Annotated in this window: 19 protein-coding genes; 5 read left to right on the top strand and 14 right to left on the bottom strand. The window is 59.0% G+C overall.

Annotated elements, in window-relative coordinates:
• Window positions 1-128 precede the first annotated feature (128 nt).
• Window positions 129-860: an arginine ABC transporter substrate-binding protein ArtJ gene (gene artJ, locus HMPREF1024_RS16895; RefSeq protein ID WP_002896384.1), complete on the top strand. Its 732-nt coding sequence runs from the start codon at window positions 129-131 to the stop codon at window positions 858-860.
• Between the two features lie 86 nt (window positions 861-946).
• Here artJ and HMPREF1024_RS16900 read toward each other — a convergent pair whose 3' ends face one another.
• The 12 genes from HMPREF1024_RS16900 to HMPREF1024_RS16955 form a co-directional block, all read right to left on the bottom strand.
• Window positions 947-2419, bottom strand: a complete 1473-nt coding sequence (locus HMPREF1024_RS16900; RefSeq protein ID WP_009308243.1) for an ATP-binding protein — start codon at window positions 2417-2419, stop codon at window positions 947-949.
• Window positions 2416-3132, bottom strand: coding sequence for a response regulator transcription factor (locus HMPREF1024_RS16905; protein WP_004183506.1), 717 nt, complete (start codon window positions 3130-3132; stop codon window positions 2416-2418). Before HMPREF1024_RS16905 ends, HMPREF1024_RS16900 begins: the two co-directional genes overlap by 4 nt.
• 78 nt (window positions 3133-3210) lie before the next feature.
• Window positions 3211-4338, bottom strand: a complete 1128-nt coding sequence (gene rlmC, locus HMPREF1024_RS16910) for a 23S rRNA (uracil(747)-C(5))-methyltransferase RlmC (RefSeq protein WP_009308242.1) — start codon at window positions 4336-4338, stop codon at window positions 3211-3213.
• A gap of 41 nt (window positions 4339-4379) precedes the next feature.
• Window positions 4380-4868 carry a YbjO family protein gene (locus tag HMPREF1024_RS16915; RefSeq protein WP_002896376.1) on the bottom strand — a complete coding sequence of 163 codons (489 nt, stop codon included), beginning with the start codon at window positions 4866-4868 and terminating at the stop codon, window positions 4380-4382.
• A 57-nt stretch (window positions 4869-4925) separates the two neighbouring features.
• On the bottom strand, window positions 4926-5771 hold the full coding sequence (gene potI / locus HMPREF1024_RS16920) for a putrescine ABC transporter permease PotI (RefSeq protein WP_002896372.1): 846 nt from the start codon (window positions 5769-5771) through the stop codon (window positions 4926-4928).
• Window positions 5768-6721, bottom strand: coding sequence for a putrescine ABC transporter permease PotH (potH, locus tag HMPREF1024_RS16925; protein WP_009308241.1), 954 nt, complete (start codon window positions 6719-6721; stop codon window positions 5768-5770). Before potH ends, potI begins: the two co-directional genes overlap by 4 nt.
• 10 nt (window positions 6722-6731) lie before the next feature.
• The gene (gene potG, locus HMPREF1024_RS16930) at window positions 6732-7865 is read right to left on the bottom strand and encodes a putrescine ABC transporter ATP-binding subunit PotG (protein WP_040212691.1); all 1134 of its coding nucleotides are present in this window, start codon (window positions 7863-7865) and stop codon (window positions 6732-6734) included.
• A gap of 163 nt (window positions 7866-8028) precedes the next feature.
• Entirely contained in the window at window positions 8029-9141 is a 1113-nt protein-coding gene (gene potF / locus HMPREF1024_RS16935; RefSeq protein ID WP_009308239.1) for a spermidine/putrescine ABC transporter substrate-binding protein PotF, read from the bottom strand.
• A gap of 348 nt (window positions 9142-9489) precedes the next feature.
• Entirely contained in the window at window positions 9490-9969 is a 480-nt protein-coding gene (locus HMPREF1024_RS16940; RefSeq protein WP_002896365.1) for a YbjN domain-containing protein, read from the bottom strand.
• 88 nt (window positions 9970-10057) lie between these two features.
• Entirely contained in the window at window positions 10058-10960 is a 903-nt protein-coding gene (gene rimK / locus HMPREF1024_RS16945; RefSeq protein ID WP_009308238.1) for a 30S ribosomal protein S6--L-glutamate ligase, read from the bottom strand.
• Window positions 10961-11074: 114 nt separating this feature from the next.
• Window positions 11075-11797 carry a nitroreductase NfsA gene (gene nfsA / locus HMPREF1024_RS16950; protein WP_004179133.1) on the bottom strand — a complete coding sequence of 241 codons (723 nt, stop codon included), beginning with the start codon at window positions 11795-11797 and terminating at the stop codon, window positions 11075-11077.
• On the bottom strand, window positions 11781-12068 hold the full coding sequence (locus HMPREF1024_RS16955) for a YbjC family protein (protein WP_004179132.1): 288 nt from the start codon (window positions 12066-12068) through the stop codon (window positions 11781-11783). The genes nfsA and HMPREF1024_RS16955 overlap by 17 nt, the downstream gene beginning before the upstream one ends.
• A gap of 202 nt (window positions 12069-12270) precedes the next feature.
• Here HMPREF1024_RS16955 and HMPREF1024_RS16960 point away from each other — a divergent pair, with 202 nt between their 5' ends.
• On the top strand, window positions 12271-12534 hold the full coding sequence (locus tag HMPREF1024_RS16960) for a GrxA family glutaredoxin (protein ID WP_002896352.1): 264 nt from the start codon (window positions 12271-12273) through the stop codon (window positions 12532-12534).
• A gap of 6 nt (window positions 12535-12540) precedes the next feature.
• Here HMPREF1024_RS16960 and ybjM read toward each other — a convergent pair whose 3' ends face one another.
• Window positions 12541-12924, bottom strand: coding sequence for an inner membrane protein YbjM (ybjM, locus tag HMPREF1024_RS16965; protein WP_002896351.1), 384 nt, complete (start codon window positions 12922-12924; stop codon window positions 12541-12543).
• Between the two features lie 266 nt (window positions 12925-13190).
• Between ybjM and HMPREF1024_RS16970 the strand changes: the two genes are divergently transcribed.
• The gene (locus HMPREF1024_RS16970; RefSeq protein ID WP_004179131.1) at window positions 13191-14876 is read left to right on the top strand and encodes an aspartate:alanine antiporter; all 1686 of its coding nucleotides are present in this window, start codon (window positions 13191-13193) and stop codon (window positions 14874-14876) included.
• A 177-nt stretch (window positions 14877-15053) separates the two neighbouring features.
• Here HMPREF1024_RS16970 and HMPREF1024_RS16975 read toward each other — a convergent pair whose 3' ends face one another.
• Window positions 15054-15617: a TetR/AcrR family transcriptional regulator gene (locus HMPREF1024_RS16975; protein WP_004141969.1), complete on the bottom strand. Its 564-nt coding sequence runs from the start codon at window positions 15615-15617 to the stop codon at window positions 15054-15056.
• An 82-nt stretch (window positions 15618-15699) separates the two neighbouring features.
• Between HMPREF1024_RS16975 and HMPREF1024_RS16980 the strand changes: the two genes are divergently transcribed.
• Together HMPREF1024_RS16980 and HMPREF1024_RS16985 are read left to right on the top strand one after the other, a co-directional pair.
• The gene (locus HMPREF1024_RS16980) at window positions 15700-16902 is read left to right on the top strand and encodes an MFS transporter (RefSeq protein ID WP_004151719.1); all 1203 of its coding nucleotides are present in this window, start codon (window positions 15700-15702) and stop codon (window positions 16900-16902) included.
• A complete protein-coding gene (locus HMPREF1024_RS16985) occupies window positions 16902-17714 on the top strand; it encodes a Cof-type HAD-IIB family hydrolase (protein WP_009308237.1) in 813 nt (270 codons plus the stop codon). The genes HMPREF1024_RS16980 and HMPREF1024_RS16985 overlap by 1 nt, the downstream gene beginning before the upstream one ends.
• The last annotated feature ends 10 nt before the right edge of the window (window positions 17715-17724 follow it).

Here is a 17724-nt window from a genome sequence, read left to right as displayed (position 1 = left end):
TCCGTCTTTTTTTATGCCTATAAAAATATTTAATCAAATTTATTGCATATAAATTCATTTAATGGCATTGTCACTCTATGCCGCAGACACGGTGAATAATCATAAGATAGACAGACGGGAGTTCCACGATGAAAAAGTTAGTTCTGGCTGCACTGCTCACCTCTTTCGCGTTCGGCGCCGCTGCCGCGGAAAAAATCAGTTTTGGCGTCTCCGCAACCTATCCGCCGTTTGAATCGATGGACGCTAATAACCAGATTGTCGGCTTTGATATCGATCTGGCCCACGCGCTGTGCAAACAAATGCAGGCAGAATGTACCTTTACCAACCACGCGTTTGACAGCCTGATCCCGGCGCTGAAGTTCAAGAAATATGATGCGGTGATTTCCGGAATGGATATTACGCCGGAGCGGAGCAAGCAGGTGGCCTTCACCGACCCGTACTACGCCAACTCGGCGCTGGTGATCGCCAAAAAAGATGCGTTCCATTCTTTCGATGACCTGAAAGGCAAACGGATCGGCATGGAAAACGGCACCACCCACCAGAAATATCTGCAGGATAAGCATCCTGAGGTGAAGACCGTCGCCTATGACAGCTACCAGAATGCGATTATCGATTTGAAAAATGGCCGTATCGACGGCGTGTTCGGCGACACCGCGGTGGTCAACGAATGGCTGAAAACTAACCCGCAGCTGGGGGCAGCCACGCCGAAAGTGACCGACCCGCAATACTTCGGCACCGGACTCGGCATTGCCGTGCGCCCGGATAACAAGGCGCTGCTGGAGAAACTGAACGCCGCGCTGAAAGCGATTAAGGCCGACGGTACCTACCAGAAAATTAGCAACCAGTGGTTCCCGGAGTAACTTTTTTCGCCGGGTGGCGCTGCGCTTACCCGGCCACCGCTCTTCCACGATGGCCGGGTAAGGCGTAGCCGCCACCCGGCGATTTCTCAAAGTGGCACGAAGAACCTGAACCGCGCCCCGCTTACCGACTCCACCAGTCTGATATCGCCCCCGTGCAGCTCCAGCATTCGTTTCACAATCAGCAACCCTAACCCGCCGCGATCCTCCCGCGATGCCTGGGTAGACAACGCCGACGGCCGCTGGAACAGGTCGTCGCGCAACGCGGCATCGACGCCCGCTCCGTTGTCTGCCACTTCGACCTGAAGCTGTTGATTCTCCTGCCAGACCGCCAGACGGATCTCCCCGCCGACGGGAGTATGCCGCATCGCGTTATCGAGCAGGTTGGTCACCACCCTCTCAATCATCGACACATCGGCGTTAATCAGCGGCAGCGGTCCCGGTACATCAATATGCAGGTTCACCTCGCGCGTGCGGGCAGTTAATTCAAACTTCTGCGCCACGTCGGAAATCAGCTCCCCCATCGCGAAACGCTCGCGCTGCGGCTTAATGCCTCCATGCTCCAGTCGCGCCAGCTCAAACAGCTGCTGCGAGAGATGGCGCACTTTGTTCCCCTGGCGCAGGGCGATGGTGAGATACTGCCTGCGCTCCTCGGCGGTCAGCCATTCATCCTTCAGGGTCAGCGTTTCCAGATACCCCAGCAGCGAAGTCAGCGGCGTGCGCAAATCGTGAGAGATATTGGCCACAAATTCACGGCGCTGGCGATCGCTGTCGGCCAGCCGATCCCACTGATCGGCAATCTGCCGGGCAAGGTCAATAAAGCGGTTCTCGAGCACCGCCACCTCGTTACCAGGCCGGGGCTCCGGCCTGCGGGCCGCCAGGGTTTTGATGGCGCTGATGCTGTCCTGGCCGCTCGCCGCCACCTGGGCGGTGAGCAGGCGGACCGGCCGGGTGACCCAGAACCATGCCAGCCCCCCTGCCAGCAGGCCAAACAGGGCTACCAGCAGCAGCGTCCACAGAACAATGCTCCACAGCGTTTTTTGCCAGGCGTCGGCCGCCAGCTGATTAAACGTCTCCCCCTGCAAAATGATATACAGGTAGCCGCGCAGTTGGCCGTCGACGCGCAGCGGGGCGGCGCTGAAGACTTTTCGCCCGTCAAGGCTGCGGGGATCGTCGCCATACACCGGCGACATACTGCCGGTGAGAAAAGCCTGCACCGGCGCCATGTCGATACGCTGGCGCTGGATATGGCCCGGCGGCGCCGCATCGGCCAGCAGGTCGCCATCCGGCGACAGCAGATAGAGCTCCACGCTGGGATTAAAGGTCATCAGTCGGTCAAACAGCGACTTCAGGGTTTGCCGGTTGACCTCGCCGTGGGCGTCCAGCAACGGCTCGCGGGCGACAATCTGTTGAGCCAGCCCGGACGACAGACGCTGCACCATGGCGTTGCCATACTGCGCGCTGCTGTGTAACTGGACCGCGCATACCGCCACCGCGCACAGCATCAGCAGGGAAACCACCACCAGCGCCAGCCGCTGGCTGAGGCTCAGGCGGCGGATCACGGGACGGCCTCTTGCGTCACCGGGGCGAACTTATAGCCTTTTCCCCAGACGGTAAGAATGATGTCCGGCTCGGCCGGGTCACGTTCGATTTTACTGCGCAGGCGGTTGATATGGGTATTGACGGTATGCTCATAGCCCTCGTGCTGATATCCCCAGACCTGCTCCAGCAGCGCCAGGCGGGAAAACACTTCCCCGGGGTGGCGGGCGAAGTAATACAGCAGGTCGAATTCACGCGGCGTGAGGTCCACCGTCTCGCCGCGCAGCTTCACTTCGCGCGACAGCGGGTCGATGCTCAGGCCATGGCAGGACAGGCGCCCGGCGTCCATCAGCAGATTCTGCCCCATCGCCTCCTGGCGACGAAACAGCGCTTTGACGCGGGCGATAAGCTCCAGCAATGAAAAGGGCTTCGCCAGATAGTCGTCGGCGCCCATCTCCAGGCCCAGCACGCGGTGCATTTCGCTGGTGCGAGCGCTGATGATAATCACCGGCAGGTAGCGGGTCATCTGGCGGATACGCCGGCAGATCTCCAGACCATCGACGCCGGGCAGCATCAAATCGAGGATCACCGCATCCCAGACCTGCGTCTCCAGCCGGGCGAGGGCCTGGCCGCCGTCGGCTTCATGGACGATCTGATAGCCCTCATCCTGAAGATTGAGCCGCAGCAGCGTGGCTATATCCTCGTCATCTTCCACCAGCAGAATGGTTTTGGCCATTAGATTCCCCCCACCAATAACAAAACATGCTGCCTCAAGCTTACCCGATTTCAGCGGCGCAAAGCCTTCACATTTTGTTTAAACTTCGCGGACCAGCAGGGTCAGCACTTCGTAGTGGGCGGTGTGAGGGAACATATCAAACAGCTGGACCCGCTCAACGCGATAGCCGCTAAGACGAGCGATATCGGTCGCCATGGTGCGGGCGTTACAGCTGGAATAGATAATATAGGGCGGCGCCATGCGGCTTAAATAGTCGCATAGTTCAGCGCCAATACCGCGGCGCGGCGGGTTAACCAGCACCAGCTGCGGGGCATCCGCTTCGCGAGTGGCGAACTGCGTCGAGTCCAGCGCCTGAAAATGCAGATTGCTGAGCCCCAGCTGCGCGGCTGACTGTCTGGCGCAGGCGATGGCTTCCGGGGCGATCTCGATACCGGTCAGGCGCATCGTCGGCGTCGCGCAATGCAGGCCAAATCCCCCAACGCCGCAAAACAGATCCCACATATGCTGGACCGGCAGCGCGCGCACCCAGTCGCGGGCCGTGGCGTACAGCCGGCTGGCTACCGTCGGATTGGTCTGAAAGAAGCTTTGCGGGCGGATCCACAGCGGCACCCCATTAAAGACCTCCCCCAGCGCCTGCTGTTCGGTGAAGAAGATCTCCTGCTCGCCTTCCATGATTGCCATATGCACCGGCTGGATATTCGCCGTGATCACGCTGAGCTGCGGCAGCTGTGCCTGTAGCCACGGCAGCGCGGCGCGCAGCTGAGCTACCTTGGCCTCTGAGCGCAGCACGAAGCGCAGCATCATCTCCCCCTGCTGGCTGGTGGTCAGCAGCAGATATTTCAGCTCCCCGCGTTTGCGCGCGACGTTGTAAGGTGTTAACCCGGCGCGGGCGATAAAGGGCTTCAGGGCAGCAAAAACCGGGGCAAACTCGGCGGGATAGAGCGGGCAGTCGGTGAGGTCCACCGGAGTGCCATCGCGGTGCAGCATCCCCAGCAGCGGACGCTCAACGCTGCCGCTGACCACCATTTTAGCCTTGTTACGGAAAGCCGCCTCCGGCCCGCTGACCGGCTCGCCCCAGGCTGCGACCGGGATCGCCGCCAGCAGCGTGCGCAGATCGGCCATTTTATCGGCGAGCTGTTGCGGGACCGGCCGCTCCAGCCATTGACAGGAGCGGCAGCGGCCGGCGTCGTAGAGTGCGCAATGCATAATTGACCTTCAAAAATCCAGGGGCGGGGATTGTATCACCGTTATTGCAGGCGGAAAAAGCGACGGCAGTTCGCCGGCACGAACAGCAGCGTCAGAACCAGCAGATCCGGCAGTTTTTGCATCACCAGCGAGTGGAAAATTTCTCGTTTTGATTCCCCGGGAATGCTGAACAGCTCCGGATACCCGTAGCCCAGCGACGCCGCCCACAGGTAGCCGGCAGCGATAATCTGCGTCAGCAGATAGATCCAGCGCGCCCAGTTGCGCCCTTTCACCAGCGAGAAGGCGCACCAGATTTCGATAAACACCAGCGCCAGGCTGCCGAGGAAGACCAGCGTCAGGTTCCAGGTCTGAACGCTGCGGTGTATGAATTCGTTCAGCCCCTGCAGGCCCAACAGATTGAGGATCATCAGCAGATCCAGGCCACGAATCAAAATAATAGCAAAGGCCGCCACCTGCACCAGCGCAGGGACGTTAAGGCGGGCATGCGATGAGCGAGTTTTCGTAAACAATCCCAACGTAATGTCTTCCATGAAAACGGCGCCACAGGGTGGCGCCGACCGGAGGCTGCTGTACCGATTTTAGGTGGTTCAGCCTTGTCTTGCACGCTGGATATCGCGCACTCGCTGCTTTTCTGCGCGGGCCATCAAATACCAGGCGATAAAACCAACAATACCGACCACGCCGAGGATGAGCGTCGCCAGGGCGTTGATCTCCGGGTTGACCCCCATGCGCACGCTGGAGAAGACCAGCATCGGCAAGGTCGTGGCCCCGGGACCGGAGACAAAGCTGGCGATCACCAGGTCATCCAGCGACAGCGTGAAGGCCAGCAGCCAGCCGGAGATCACCGCTGGCATAATCATCGGCAGCGTGATGACGAAGAAGACCTTCAGCGGCGCGGCGCCAAGATCCATCGCCGCCTCTTCAATGGAGTGGTCCAGCTCGCGCAGGCGCGAGGAGATCACCACCGCCACGTAGGCGGTACAGAAGGTGACATGCGCCAGCCAGATGGTCAACATGCCGCGGTCCGACGGCCAGCCGATGGCATGTCCCAGCGCCACGAACAGCAGCAGCAGCGAGAGACCGGTGATCACGTCCGGCATGACCAGCGGCGCGGTGATCATAAACGCGAAGCCGTTGGAGCCGCGAAAACGCCCAAAGCGCACCATCACCACCGCGGCGATGGTACCGAGGATCGCCGCCGCCGTCGCCGCGCAGGCGGCGATGGTCAGGCTCAATCCTACCGCGCTCATCATCGCATCATCGTGGAACAGTTCGCTATACCAGCGCGTCGACCATCCGGCCCAGACCGTTACCAGCTTCGAGCTGTTGAACGAGTAGATCACCAGCATCAGCATCGGGGCGTAGAGGAAGGTGAATCCGAGCACGAGGATCAGAATGCGCCACGGCGAGCGTACTACCGGCAAGTCGTTCATCCCTGCTCTCCCATCTGTTTTTGCTGGTGCTTGTGGAACCACATGATCGGCACGATCAGCAACAGCAGCATGACAATCGCCACCGCCGAGGCGACCGGCCAGTCGCGGTTGTTAAAGAACTCCTGCCACAGCACGCGGCCAATCATGATGCTGTCCGGCCCGCCCAGCAGTTCCGGGATCACGAACTCGCCTACCGCCGGGATAAACACCAGCATGGAGCCGGCGATAATGCCGCCTTTGGTGAGCGGGACGATCACCTGGAAGAAGGTCTTCAGCGGCCGGGCGCCGAGATCCAGCGAGGCCTCCACCAGCGAATAGTCGATGCGGGTCAGCGCGGTGTAGATAGGCAGCACCATAAACGGCAGATAGGCATACACGATACCGATGTACACCGCCAGGTTGGTGTGCAGGATCTCCAGCGGCTGATCGATAACCCCTAACCACACCAGGAAGTTATTCAACACCCCGTTGCTCTTCAGCAGCCCCATCCAGGCATAGACGCGGATCAAAAACGAGGTCCACGACGGGAGGATCACCAACAGCAGCAGAATATTACGCGTCGACGGCTTGCTGTGCGCCACCGCCCAGGCCAGCGGATAGCCCAGCAGCAGGCAGCAGATCGTCGAGATACCCGCCACCTGCAGCGACTGGAGATAAGCTTCAAAATAGAGCGGATCGTCAGTCAACTGTAGGAAGTTGGCAAAGTTAAGCGTCAGCGTCAGCTGGCCGTCCGCCCACTCCATCAGCTCGGTGTAGGGAGGGATCGCCCGCGCCATCTCGGCAAGACTTATCTTGAACACGATCAGGAACGGTAGCATAAACAACAGGATCAGCCACAGATAGGGCAGCGCAATCACCAGCTTGCGGCCATGCGCCATCTGCAGGCGCGCCGCCCACAGCGCGAAGCCGCCCGGTTTTTTCGCCCCTGACGGGGATTCAACGGTATTCATCGCCCTCTCCTCACACCGTCAGCACAACGCAGCTGTCAGCATCCCAGCATAAACGCACCTCATCGCCCCAGGTGGGCGTCCCTTTCCGATGGCGGTGTTCATTCTGCAGCTGGGCGCTGATCATCTGCCCGCTTTGCAGGCGCACATGATAGATAGAGAGATCCCCCAGATAGGCGATATGAATCACCTCGCCGACGGCAAAATTGTAGCCGTCCGCCGGCGGTTCATCGCACAGCATGATCTTCTCCGGACGCAGCGCCACCCAGACCGGCACGTTGTCCACCACCGAGGCGTCGGGGTCGACCTTCAGCGGATGCATCAGTCCCGGCGAGCTTAGCACCAGACCGTCTTCCAGACGCTCCTTCACCAGCCCTTCAAAGACGTTCACCGAGCCGATAAACTCGGCGCTGTAGCGGGTAGTCGGGTGCTCGTAAATCTCTTCCGGTTCGCCAATCTGCACAAACTTGCCGCGATTCATGATGGCGATACGGCCCGCCATGGTCATCGCCTCTTCCTGATCGTGGGTTACCATCACGCAGGTCACGCCAACGCGCTCAAGAATATCCACCACCTCGAGCTGCATGCGATCGCGCAGCTTTTTATCCAGCGCCCCCATCGGTTCATCAAGCAGCAGCAGCTTGGGCCGTTTCGCCAGGCTGCGCGCCAACGCGACGCGCTGCCGCTGGCCGCCTGAGAGTTGGCGCGGCTTACGTTTGGCAAACTCCTGCATATGTACCAGGGCCAGCATCTCCTGCACCCGGGCGGTGATTTCCGCCTTAGGCAGGCGGTCCTGCTTCAGGCCGAAGGCAATATTCTGCTCAACGGTCATATGGGGAAACAGGGCATAGGACTGGAACATCATATTAATAGGCCGCTGATAGGGCGGCACGCGCGCCAGATCCACGCCGTCGAGCATAATCTGCCCGGCGGTCGGTTGTTCAAAGCCCGCCAGCATGCGTAGCAGCGTCGATTTCCCGCAGCCTGACGCGCCCAGCAGAGCAAAAATTTCGCCTTTGTAGATAGTGAGACTGACGTCGTCGACCGCATGCTGGCCATCAAACGACTTGGTTAAGTTACGGATTTCCAGTAGCGGGGTCAGCGCTTTGGGGGCTTTCGCCTGTGGGCGGGGCATTACGTCGTTCAATCGGGTGCTCTCCGGCAAAAAAACGATCACCATATGGTCCGGTGCCATACTTCGTGCTTAACAGTGCATTTGCACCATCCTGGTGCTTCTGCTCGCCGGGCGCGCTGCTATTTCCCGGCGAGTGCAGATCTGATTTGGCCCGTGTTCGACGGGCCGTCAGGAATTATTTGCCGCTCTTCACTTTGGTCCACGCGCGGGTGCGCACGCGGTCAATCTTCGGATCCTGCACCTTCAGCGTGAACAGTTTGGCGAACACATCCGCTGGCGGATAAATCGCCGGGTTGTTACGGATAGTCTCGCTGACCAGCGGCGTGGAAGCCTTGTTGCCGTTGGCGTAGAACACCTGGTCGCTGATTTTGGCGATGACGTCCGGACGCATCAGATAGTTAAGGAACTGATAGGCTTCATCTTTATTCTTCGCGTCGGCCGGCATGGCAAAGACGTCAAAGAACGCCAGCGCGCCTTCCTTCGGAATAAAGTAGGAGACATTGACGCCGTTCTTCGCCTCTTTCGCGCGGTTGGCCGCCTGCCAGACGTCCCCTGCCCAGCCGATCGCCACGCAGATGTCGCCATTGGCAAGGTCGTTAATATATTGCGAAGAGTGGAAGTAGCGAATGTTCGGCCGCAGCTTCAGCAGCAGATCGGTCGCCGGGCCGGTGTAATCATCCGCTTTGCTGCTGTTCGGATCTTTGCCGAGGTAGTTCAGCACGGTGGCGAAAATCTCTTCCGGCGCGTCGAGGAAGGAGACGCCGCAGCTTTTCAGTTTTTCGAAGTTCTCCGGCTTCAGCACCAGATCCCAACTGTCCACCGGCGCATCTTTGCCGAGAACGGCTTTCACCTTATCCACGTTGTAGCCAATGCCCGTCGTCGCCCACAGGTAAGGCATGGCGTATTTATTCTCCGGGTCATGCTTGGCGACCAGCTTCAGCACTTCGGGGTCAAGATTCTTCCAGTGGGGCAGCTTACTTTTATCCAGCGGCTGGAACACGCCCGCCGCCAGCTGGCGTTCGAGGAAGCTTGCCGACGGCACCACCAGGTCGAAACCGGTGCTACCCGCCATTAATTTGCCTTCCAGCACTTCGTTGGAATCAAAAACGTCATACACCACTTTAATCCCGGTCTCTTTTTCAAAATTCGCTACCGTGTCCGGCGCGATATAATCAGACCAGTTATAAACATGCAGGGTTTTTTGTTCGGCGGCGAGCGAACCGGCAGAGACGGCCATCAGCGCACCCGTAACCAGACCTGTTAACCATTTTTTACCAAAGGCGGTCATATCTCTTTTCCTTCTCAACACCCGTTAACTTACGGGCTCAAATATACGCATTTCTACGCATGCAAAAATCATGCATATTTTTTCATTGCCTGAGAAAAGGAGAGCGGATCTCTCCCGGAGTGGTTGCTCGCAACTGGAAGCATCGCCAGAATAACTGTAGCCAGAATAAGAGGCTATAGCCCAGGTAAAAAAACGCCTTTTATCAAATTTTTATGCAATAACGGTCTACGTGATAAGCCAAAACGGCCTGAATGGCGGTGAATAATGCTTTAAAGAAAGGTTAAATGCAGAATAAAAGCGGGTAATACGCAGCCGCTGCGGTAGTGGCTGCGCTAATTTTAGGCAGGTTTAGTGAAGAAAATGGTATTGCACGTTTTCCGCCGCAGGCTCTTCTTCTTCGCCTTTGTACAGCAGCTGATTTGCGCCGGCTTCGAGGATTACCATCGAGATCTGCTCTTCGCTTTGGCGGAAGAACCAGGCGAACTGCTCCATGGTCACCCCTGGGCCGATAGACAGCGACTGGCAAACCACCAGCTTGGGCAAATTATCGTCCTGAATGTCGATAAACGCCTTCACGGTTAACGAGCTGGCGTTGATGGCCGAGAGATCCGCCGACAGCGCCAGCAGGGCAGACGGCTTCACCTCCGCCAGGGCGGAAAAGAGCACCACGTTGTCCACCAGGTCAATTTTGGCATCAAAAATACCGTCGAAATTCTGCATATGCGGCAGGTGCAATGCCTGACAGGAATCGCACTCAAAAAAGCTGATGCCGATCTCGTCCAGCCAGCGACGTAGCGTATCCAGACCTGGAACGACCAGTGAATCCATAGTGCCTGTGACCTCTTACAGTGGAAAAACGACGCCATAGCTTACGCAAAAAAAGCGCCGCATACCATGGCCGTCTTGCATCCGGCGGTTAGCCGCCTATTTTCAAACAGAATTCCGGCGTCGCCTGGCGCTCGATCCAGGCGATCATCTTGCCGGCGACATCCACGCCGGTGGTGGTTTCCACCCCTTCCAGCCCCGGCGAGGCATTCACCTCCATCACCAGCGGCCCGCGGGCGGCGCGTAAAATATCGACACCGGCGGCGTCCAGCCCGAGAGTTTGCGTTGCCTTGATGGCAATGGCCCGCTCCTCGTCGCTAATCTGCGCCACCGTGGCCATGCCGCCGCGGTGCAGGTTAGAGCGGAAATCCCCCTCTTTCGCCCGCCGCTCGATCGCCGCCACCACCTCATTGCCGACCACCAGGCAGCGGATATCGCACCCTTTCGCTTCGGCAATGTATTCCTGCACCAGAATATGAGCGTTCAGTCCGCGAAAGGCGTCGATCACGCTCTCCGCCGCCTGGCGGGTCTCCGCCAGCACCACGCCGATCCCCTGGGTGCCCTCCACCAGCTTCACCACCAGCGGCGCGCCGCCCACCATGGCGATCAGATCGCTGGTGTCATCCGGGGAGTGAGCGATGCCGGTCAATGGCAGATCGATGCCCTGGCGCGCCAGCAGCTGCAGCGAGCGCAGCTTATCGCGAGCGCGGGTAATAGCGACCGATTCGTTCAGCGGATAGCTTCCCAGGAGCTCAAACTGGCGCAGGGCCGCGGTGCCATAGTAGGTGATCGCCGAGCCAATGCGCGGGATCACCGCATCAAATTGCGGCAGCTGACGCCCTTTGTAGTGGATCGACGAGGCCACCGGGCTGACGTTCATATAACAGGAAAGCGGATCGAGGATCTCGATCTGATGACCGCGCTGTTGCGCTGCTTCGCGCAGGCGCCGACATGAATAAAGCGTTCCATCCCGGGATAATATGGCAATTTTCATCCTGCACCTCTGCGAAAAGACCCGCTCTGGCGGGCCTCAGCTATCGAACACACTTTCACCTTTCCTGCGGCCGGCGGCGGATATCACCTGGCCGGAGCAGCAGTGTACACGTAATCAGCGCGTTGCCCACCCCTGCTTATGCAGATAGTCAAGAATAAACGGACGACTCTCTTTCACGATAGTGCGCCGGATATGGTCGCTCCAGGTATCGCGGCGGGCGTTGCTGCCGCGCGACAGATAATAGTGCGCCAGCTGTTCGTCATACTCCGCCAGCAGCGCGTTATCCAGCGGCTGATAGCGGTTCTCATGCACCAGCATGGCCGCCGGCATCCGCGGCTTGATATCCGGGTTATCCGCCGGCCAGCCAAGGCAAAGACCGAACAGCGGCAGGACGTGCTGCGGCAGCTCCAGCAGCTCTGTGACGGCCTCAATGCTGTTGCGCAACCCGCCGATATAGACGCCCCCTAGTCCGAGGGACTCGGCGGCGGTCAGCGCGTTTTGCGCCAGCAGCGCCGTATCGACAACGCCGATCAGCAGCTGTTCCGCCAGCCCCAGCTGCGCCTGTGGGCAGATCTGCAGGTGGCGATTAAAGTCGGCGCAGAAGACCCAAAACTCCGCTGCCTGGGCGACGTGCTGCTGGCCGCCGGTCAGCGGGACCAGACGTTCACGCAGGGCCGGGTCAGTAATACGGATGATGGAGGTGCACTGTAAAAAACTCGAGGTAGATGCCGCTTGCGCGCTGGCGATAATCTCTGCGCGCTGTTCGTCGCTCACGGGGGCATCGGTGAAGTGGCGGATGGAACGGTGGCTGCGCAGCAGCTCAATGGTCGGCGTCATTACGTTTTTCTCTGTCAGACAAGGATTCAGGCTTTGGAGAGTGCGTTAACTGCGGGGCCACGATCTGCGCCATCCGCCACATAACGACGAGGGCGGCGGGGATCATCAGCACGATCCCGGCAAAGAGCATCACCAGCGCCGCGGTCGGGCTGGCAATGGGCGCAGGCAGCTGGACATACTGGTTAAGGGAGAGCCAGGCGAGGGTTAACAGCCCCATCCCGAGGATCTCAACCAGCAGTATGCTTTTCGGCAATGGGGCAAATTTTCGCATCACGCCTCTCCGGTTGATAAACGCGGCGCGCCAGCCAATTCCACCGCGCCGTCGGGCCAGTATACGGGTTTTGACAGTCCGACATTTATCAAACATAGCCGTAAACCATCGAAGTAAAAGGCAGAACCTTCTTTCCCTCCCCGCCCGTTGCAGGCATCATAAGCGCCATTCGCCATCCGGCTGAGGTTTAAGGAGAGAAGCAATGTTTACCGTTATTTTTGGTCGTCCAGGCTGCCCTTACTGCGTTCGCGCTAAAGAACTGGCAGAAAAACTGACCAACGAGCGTGATGATTTCAACTACCGCTACGTGGATATTCATGCCGAAGGCATCAGCAAAGCTGACCTGGAAAAAACCGTTGGCAAACCGGTTGAAACCGTGCCGCAGATTTTCGTCGACCAGAAACACATCGGCGGCTGCACCGATTTTGAAGCCTGGGCAAAAGAGAATCTCGGCCTGTTTGCCTGAGTCAATTTATTTGCTCGATGAATGACTGCGCCAGGTATCAAGCCAGGCGCAGATAAACAAAAAGCACAATGCCCCAAGCGCGCACCAGAACACGGCGCTCAACACCCACGCCATCTCCTGCCAGAACGTCCGGTGGGTCACGAAGAACAGCCGCATCGTCACCATGCAGACCGGCGCCGCCAGTATCGCGCCGAGCAAAGGACGCAGCACCCGCCGTCCGGGAGAGAGACAGCTCGCCGCCGCCCCTGGCAGCAAAAAGAAGAGCAGGCCCAGCTCCGGGTTGCCGCTGGCGCGAAATGCCCCTTTCATATGTAACAACAACGATAAGCACACCACAATGAACAGAACGAAGCCACAGATAATGCCGGCCCAACTACGCTCAGATTTCACCGTATCCTCCTGATGTTGCCTCTAACTCACGTCCACGTCGCCCAGTCAGATAAAGCATTTCGGCAATCCATGCCAATAACTCCCCTACCAGCCTAAAAACGATTGTCACTAGCCGCCGCATCCAGGAAGGATTAAACTAGCGGTATATTTTTGCTGGTTATAACAGGGTGCCAGAATAGGTTCGCGACAACGCGAACGCCTGAGCAACCTTAGACCAAATAACCATTTCCTTCAACAACTTACTAGTAAATGAGAAGTTGGCTTTCGTGAATATAAACGTCGCAGATTTGTTAAACGGGAATTACATCCTGTTATTATTCGTTGTACTTGCATTAGGACTATGCCTGGGAAAACTGCGTCTCGGCTCAGTACAACTTGGTAATTCCATTGGCGTTTTAGTCGTTTCTCTATTATTAGGCCAGCAGCATTTCGCGATTAACACCGATGCCCTTAATCTCGGCTTTATGCTGTTTATATTTTGCGTTGGCGTAGAAGCCGGGCCCAACTTTTTTTCTATTTTTTTCCGCGACGGGAAAAACTACCTGATGCTGGCGCTGGTGATGGTCGGCAGCGCGATGCTGATCGCCATGGTGCTGGGTAAAGTGTTCGGCTGGGATATCGGGCTCACCGCCGGTATGCTGGCAGGCGCCATGACCTCCACCCCGGTGCTGGTGGGCGCGGGCGACACCCTGCGCCATTTCGGCCTGCCCAGCGATCAGCTGGCGCAGTCGCTTGACCATCTGAGCCTCGGCTATGCCCTGACCTATCTGGTTGGTCTGGTGAGCCTGATCGTCGGCGCCCGCTATATGCCCAAGCTGCAGCATCAGGATCTGCAGACCAGCGCCCAGCAAATCGCCCGCGAGCGCGGCCTCGATACCGATTCCAAACGTAAAGTCTACCTGCCGGTGATCCGCGCCTACCGCGTCGGCCCGGAGCTGGTGGCCTGGGCGGATGGCAAAAATCTGCGCGAACTGGGTATTTACCGCCAGACCGGCTGCTATATTGAACGCATTCGTCGCAACGGTATTCTGGCCAACCCGGACGGCGACGCGGTGCTGCAGATGGGTGACGATATTGCGCTGGTGGGCTACCCGGACGCCCACGCCCGCCTCGACCCGAGCTTCCGCAACGGTAAAGAGGTGTTCGACCGCGATCTGCTCGACATGCGCATCGTCACTGAAGAGATTGTGGTCAAAAACCACAACGCCGTCGGCCGCCGCCTGGCGCAGCTCAAGCTTACCGACCACGGCTGCTTCTTAAACCGGGTTATTCGCAGCCAGATCGAGATGCCTATCGACGATAACGTCGTACTGAACAAAGGCGACGTGCTGCAGGTCAGCGGCGACGCCCGCCGCGTAAAAACCGTGGCCGACCGCATCGGCTTTATCTCCATTCACAGCCAGGTGACCGATCTGCTGGCCTTCTGCGCCTTCTTTATCGTTGGCCTGATGATCGGCATGATCACCTTCCAGTTCAGCTCCTTCAGCTTCGGCATCGGCAACGCCGCCGGCCTGCTGTTCGCCGGCATCATGCTTGGCTTCCTGCGCGCCAACCACCCAACCTTCGGCTATATCCCGCAGGGGGCGCTGAACATGGTGAAAGAGTTTGGTCTGATGGTGTTTATGGCCGGGGTCGGTCTCAGCGCCGGGGCCGGGATCAATAACGGGCTGGGCGCCGTCGGCGGCCAGATGCTGGCGGCAGGGCTTATCGTCAGCCTGGTGCCGGTGGTGATCTGCTTCCTGTTCGGCGCCTACGTGCTGCGCATGAACCGGGCGATGCTGTTCGGCGCCATGATGGGAGCCCGCACCTGCGCCCCGGCGATGGAGATCATCAGCGATACCGCGCGCAGCAATATTCCAGCGCTCGGCTACGCAGGGACCTACGCCATCGCCAACGTGCTGCTTACCCTTGCCGGGACGCTCATCGTGATCATCTGGCCAGGGCTACAATAATTTTTTGAGAAAAAAGCCGTCACAGGCAGAACTTTTTCTCAGGGCATCAGTCATAAGTAATGCCACTGCTTTTCTTTGATGTCCCCATTTTGTGGAGCCCATCAACCCCGCCACTTCGGTTCAAGGTTGATGGGTTTTTTGTTGCCTGCGTTTAGCCATTCCGGGTGAAACGCCGCTTCAGCGCCCCTCTTCCTGCGCCCTCTCCCCCGCCAGCTGCCCGACCATCATGCGGATTGCCGCCTTCGACAGCGGCGCGCGGTCGGTGACAAAGTGCAAGGTCATCCCTTCAATAAAGGCGTCGAGACCGCGGGCGGTATCGGGGGCGAACCACTGCTCCAGCGTCTGCTGGCTGCGCCGCATCCAGTTCTGCATCACCGCCTTCAGCGCCGGCTGACTGCTGCAGAACGCGTACAGCTGGTACATCAGCTCCATATTGCGCGCCGTGGTCACCTGGGCGCTGAAGATCAGATCCGCGATGGCATCGCAGGCTTGTTCCCGGTTCGTTACCCCGACGAAGCCTTGCTGATACTGCGCCGACATCTCGGCGGTAAACAGGCTGAACGCCTCCTCAATTAACGCCTCAATGCCGCTGAAATAGTAGGTCAGCGATCCCAGCGGCACATTCGCGCAGGTGGCGATTTTACGGTGCGTCACCGCATGGATGCCGTGCGCCGCGATGGTATCCAGCGTCGCCTGCAGGATGCGCTCGCGGCGCTGCGGATCGTTTGGTCTACGGGCCATGATTTTCCTCTTCCGGTTTATGTACAAATGTACACTTACTTGCTACTGTTGTCTTCACTCTTCTCCTTTAAGGCGTTTACGGATGACGACGCAATCCTCGCGCAGAGCGCTGCAGCTTCGGCTGTGGGCGCTGTTTATGTTCTTTTTCATCCCCGGCTTGTTAATGGCCTCCTGGGCCACCCGCACGCCGGCGATCCGCGATCTGTTGGCGCTATCCACCGCAGAGATGGGCGTGGTGCTGTTTGGTCTGTCGGTGGGGTCGATGAGCGGTATTCTCTGCTCGGCGTGGCTGGTGAAGCGCTTTGGTACGCGCAAGGTCATCCGCACCACCATGTCCTTCGCCGTGCTTGGCATGCTGGTGCTCAGCCTGGCGCTGTGGGTCACTTCCGCCCCGCTGTTCGCCTTCGGTCTGGCTATCTTCGGCGCCAGCTTCGGCTCCGCAGAGGTCGCTATTAACGTCGAAGGCGCGGCGATCGAGCGGGAGATGAATAAAACGGTGCTGCCGATGATGCATGGCTTCTACAGCTTTGGCACCCTGTTCGGCGCCGGGGTGGGCATGGCAGTGACCGGATTCGGTCTGCCGGCCGCCCCGCACATCCTGGCGGCTGCGCTGGTGGCTATCCTGCCCATCGCCATTGCTATCCGCGCCATTCCCGACGGCACCGGTAAAAATGCCGCCGAAGTCGCCCACGGTGAGGCGAAAGGTCTGCCGGTGTGGCGCGACGCGCAGCTGCTGCTGATCGGCGTCATTGTCCTGGCGATGGCCTTTGCCGAAGGCTCGGCCAACGACTGGCTGCCGCTGCTGATGGTGGATGGCCACGGCTTTAGCCCCACCTCCGGCTCCCTGATTTATGCCGGTTTCACCCTCGGCATGACGCTGGGCCGCTTTACCGGCGGCTGGTTTATCGATCGCTACAGCCGGGTGGCGGTGGTCCGCGGCAGCGCAGTGATGGGCGCCCTCGGCATAGGCCTGATCATCTTCGTCGATAACCCCTGGGTGGCGGGCATCTCGGTGCTGCTGTGGGGCATTGGCGCCTCGCTCGGCTTCCCGCTGACCATCTCCGCCGCCAGCGATACCGGGCCGGACGCGCCCAAGCGCGTCAGCGTGGTGGCGATCACCGGCTATCTCGCTTTCCTCGTCGGGCCGCCGCTGCTGGGTTTCCTCGGCGAACACTTCGGCCTGCGCAGCGCCATGATGGTGGTGCTGGGTCTGGTGATGGTGGCGGCGCTGGTCGCCCGCGCGGTGGCTAAGCCACAATCTGAACCCGTTATGGAGAACAGCTAATGAGCATCAAACTGATTGCGGTGGATATGGACGGCACCTTTTTAAGCGATGCCAAAACTTACAACCGGCCGCGCTTCCTCGCCCAGTACCAGCGAATGCGCGAACAGAATATTCGCTTCGTGGTCGCCAGCGGCAACCAATATTATCAGCTGATCTCCTTTTTCCCGGAGATCGCCCATCAGATCGCCTTCGTGGCGGAAAACGGCGGCTGGGTGGTGAGCGGCAATGAAGACGTCTTCAACTGCCAACTGCCGGTTCACCACTTCAACGCCGTGGTCGACCATCTGCAGACGTTGCCGAATATCGAAATCATCGCCTGCGGGAAGCGCAGCGCCTACACCCTCAATCGCTACAACGACGCGCTGAAGACGGTGGCGGCGAAGTATTATCACCGCCTTGAACTGGTGGATGATTTTAACCATCTCGATGACACCATCCTCAAATTTGGTCTCAACGTGCCAGACAGCCTGATCCCGGAAATTCAGCCGAAGCTGCACGCGGCGCTGGGGGACATGGTCACCGCGGTGGCCACCGGCTACGGCAGCATCGACTTAATTATCCCGGGTGTGCACAAAGCCAACGGGCTGCGCATTTTGCAGCAGCGCTGGGGCATTGAGGATCACGAGGTAGTGGCGTTCGGCGACAGCGGCAACGATATCGAAATGCTGCAGCACGCCGGGTTTGGCTTTGCCATGGCCAACGCCCGGGAAGACGTCAAAGCCGTCGCCCGCTATCAGGCGCCGCATAACAACGAAGAAGGTGTCCTGCAGATTATTGATAAGGTGTTGGATCGCGAAGTGCCGTTCGCCTGATAAGACCCGG

The sequence above is a fragment of the Klebsiella sp. 4_1_44FAA genome (assembly GCF_000238715.1).
GTDB classification, from domain to species: Bacteria; Pseudomonadota; Gammaproteobacteria; order Enterobacterales; family Enterobacteriaceae; genus Klebsiella; species Klebsiella pneumoniae.
The sequence above is the reverse complement of the archived record's forward strand: the minus strand, read 5'-3'. Positions and strand labels throughout refer to the sequence as shown.

Excerpts from the sequence above, each read along its gene's own strand:
- artJ (WP_002896384.1), top strand. The coding sequence starts at position 129 with ATGAAAAAGTTAGTTCTGGCTGCACTGCTCACCTCTTTCGCGTTCGGC.
- HMPREF1024_RS16905 (WP_004183506.1), bottom strand. The coding sequence starts at position 3,132 with ATGGCCAAAACCATTCTGCTGGTGGAAGATGACGAGGATATAGCCACG.
- rlmC (WP_009308242.1), bottom strand. The coding sequence starts at position 4,338 with ATGCATTGCGCACTCTACGACGCCGGCCGCTGCCGCTCCTGTCAATGG.
- HMPREF1024_RS16915 (WP_002896376.1), bottom strand. The coding sequence starts at position 4,868 with ATGGAAGACATTACGTTGGGATTGTTTACGAAAACTCGCTCATCGCAT.
- potI (WP_002896372.1), bottom strand. The coding sequence starts at position 5,771 with ATGAACGACTTGCCGGTAGTACGCTCGCCGTGGCGCATTCTGATCCTC.
- potH (WP_009308241.1), bottom strand. The coding sequence starts at position 6,721 with ATGAATACCGTTGAATCCCCGTCAGGGGCGAAAAAACCGGGCGGCTTC.
- potF (WP_009308239.1), bottom strand. The coding sequence starts at position 9,141 with ATGACCGCCTTTGGTAAAAAATGGTTAACAGGTCTGGTTACGGGTGCG.
- HMPREF1024_RS16940 (WP_002896365.1), bottom strand. The coding sequence starts at position 9,969 with ATGGATTCACTGGTCGTTCCAGGTCTGGATACGCTACGTCGCTGGCTG.
- rimK (WP_009308238.1), bottom strand. The coding sequence starts at position 10,960 with ATGAAAATTGCCATATTATCCCGGGATGGAACGCTTTATTCATGTCGG.
- nfsA (WP_004179133.1), bottom strand. The coding sequence starts at position 11,797 with ATGACGCCGACCATTGAGCTGCTGCGCAGCCACCGTTCCATCCGCCAC.
- HMPREF1024_RS16955 (WP_004179132.1), bottom strand. The coding sequence starts at position 12,068 with ATGCGAAAATTTGCCCCATTGCCGAAAAGCATACTGCTGGTTGAGATC.
- HMPREF1024_RS16960 (WP_002896352.1), top strand. The coding sequence starts at position 12,271 with ATGTTTACCGTTATTTTTGGTCGTCCAGGCTGCCCTTACTGCGTTCGC.
- HMPREF1024_RS16975 (WP_004141969.1), bottom strand. The coding sequence starts at position 15,617 with ATGGCCCGTAGACCAAACGATCCGCAGCGCCGCGAGCGCATCCTGCAG.
- HMPREF1024_RS16980 (WP_004151719.1), top strand. The coding sequence starts at position 15,700 with ATGACGACGCAATCCTCGCGCAGAGCGCTGCAGCTTCGGCTGTGGGCG.
- HMPREF1024_RS16985 (WP_009308237.1), top strand. The coding sequence starts at position 16,902 with ATGAGCATCAAACTGATTGCGGTGGATATGGACGGCACCTTTTTAAGC.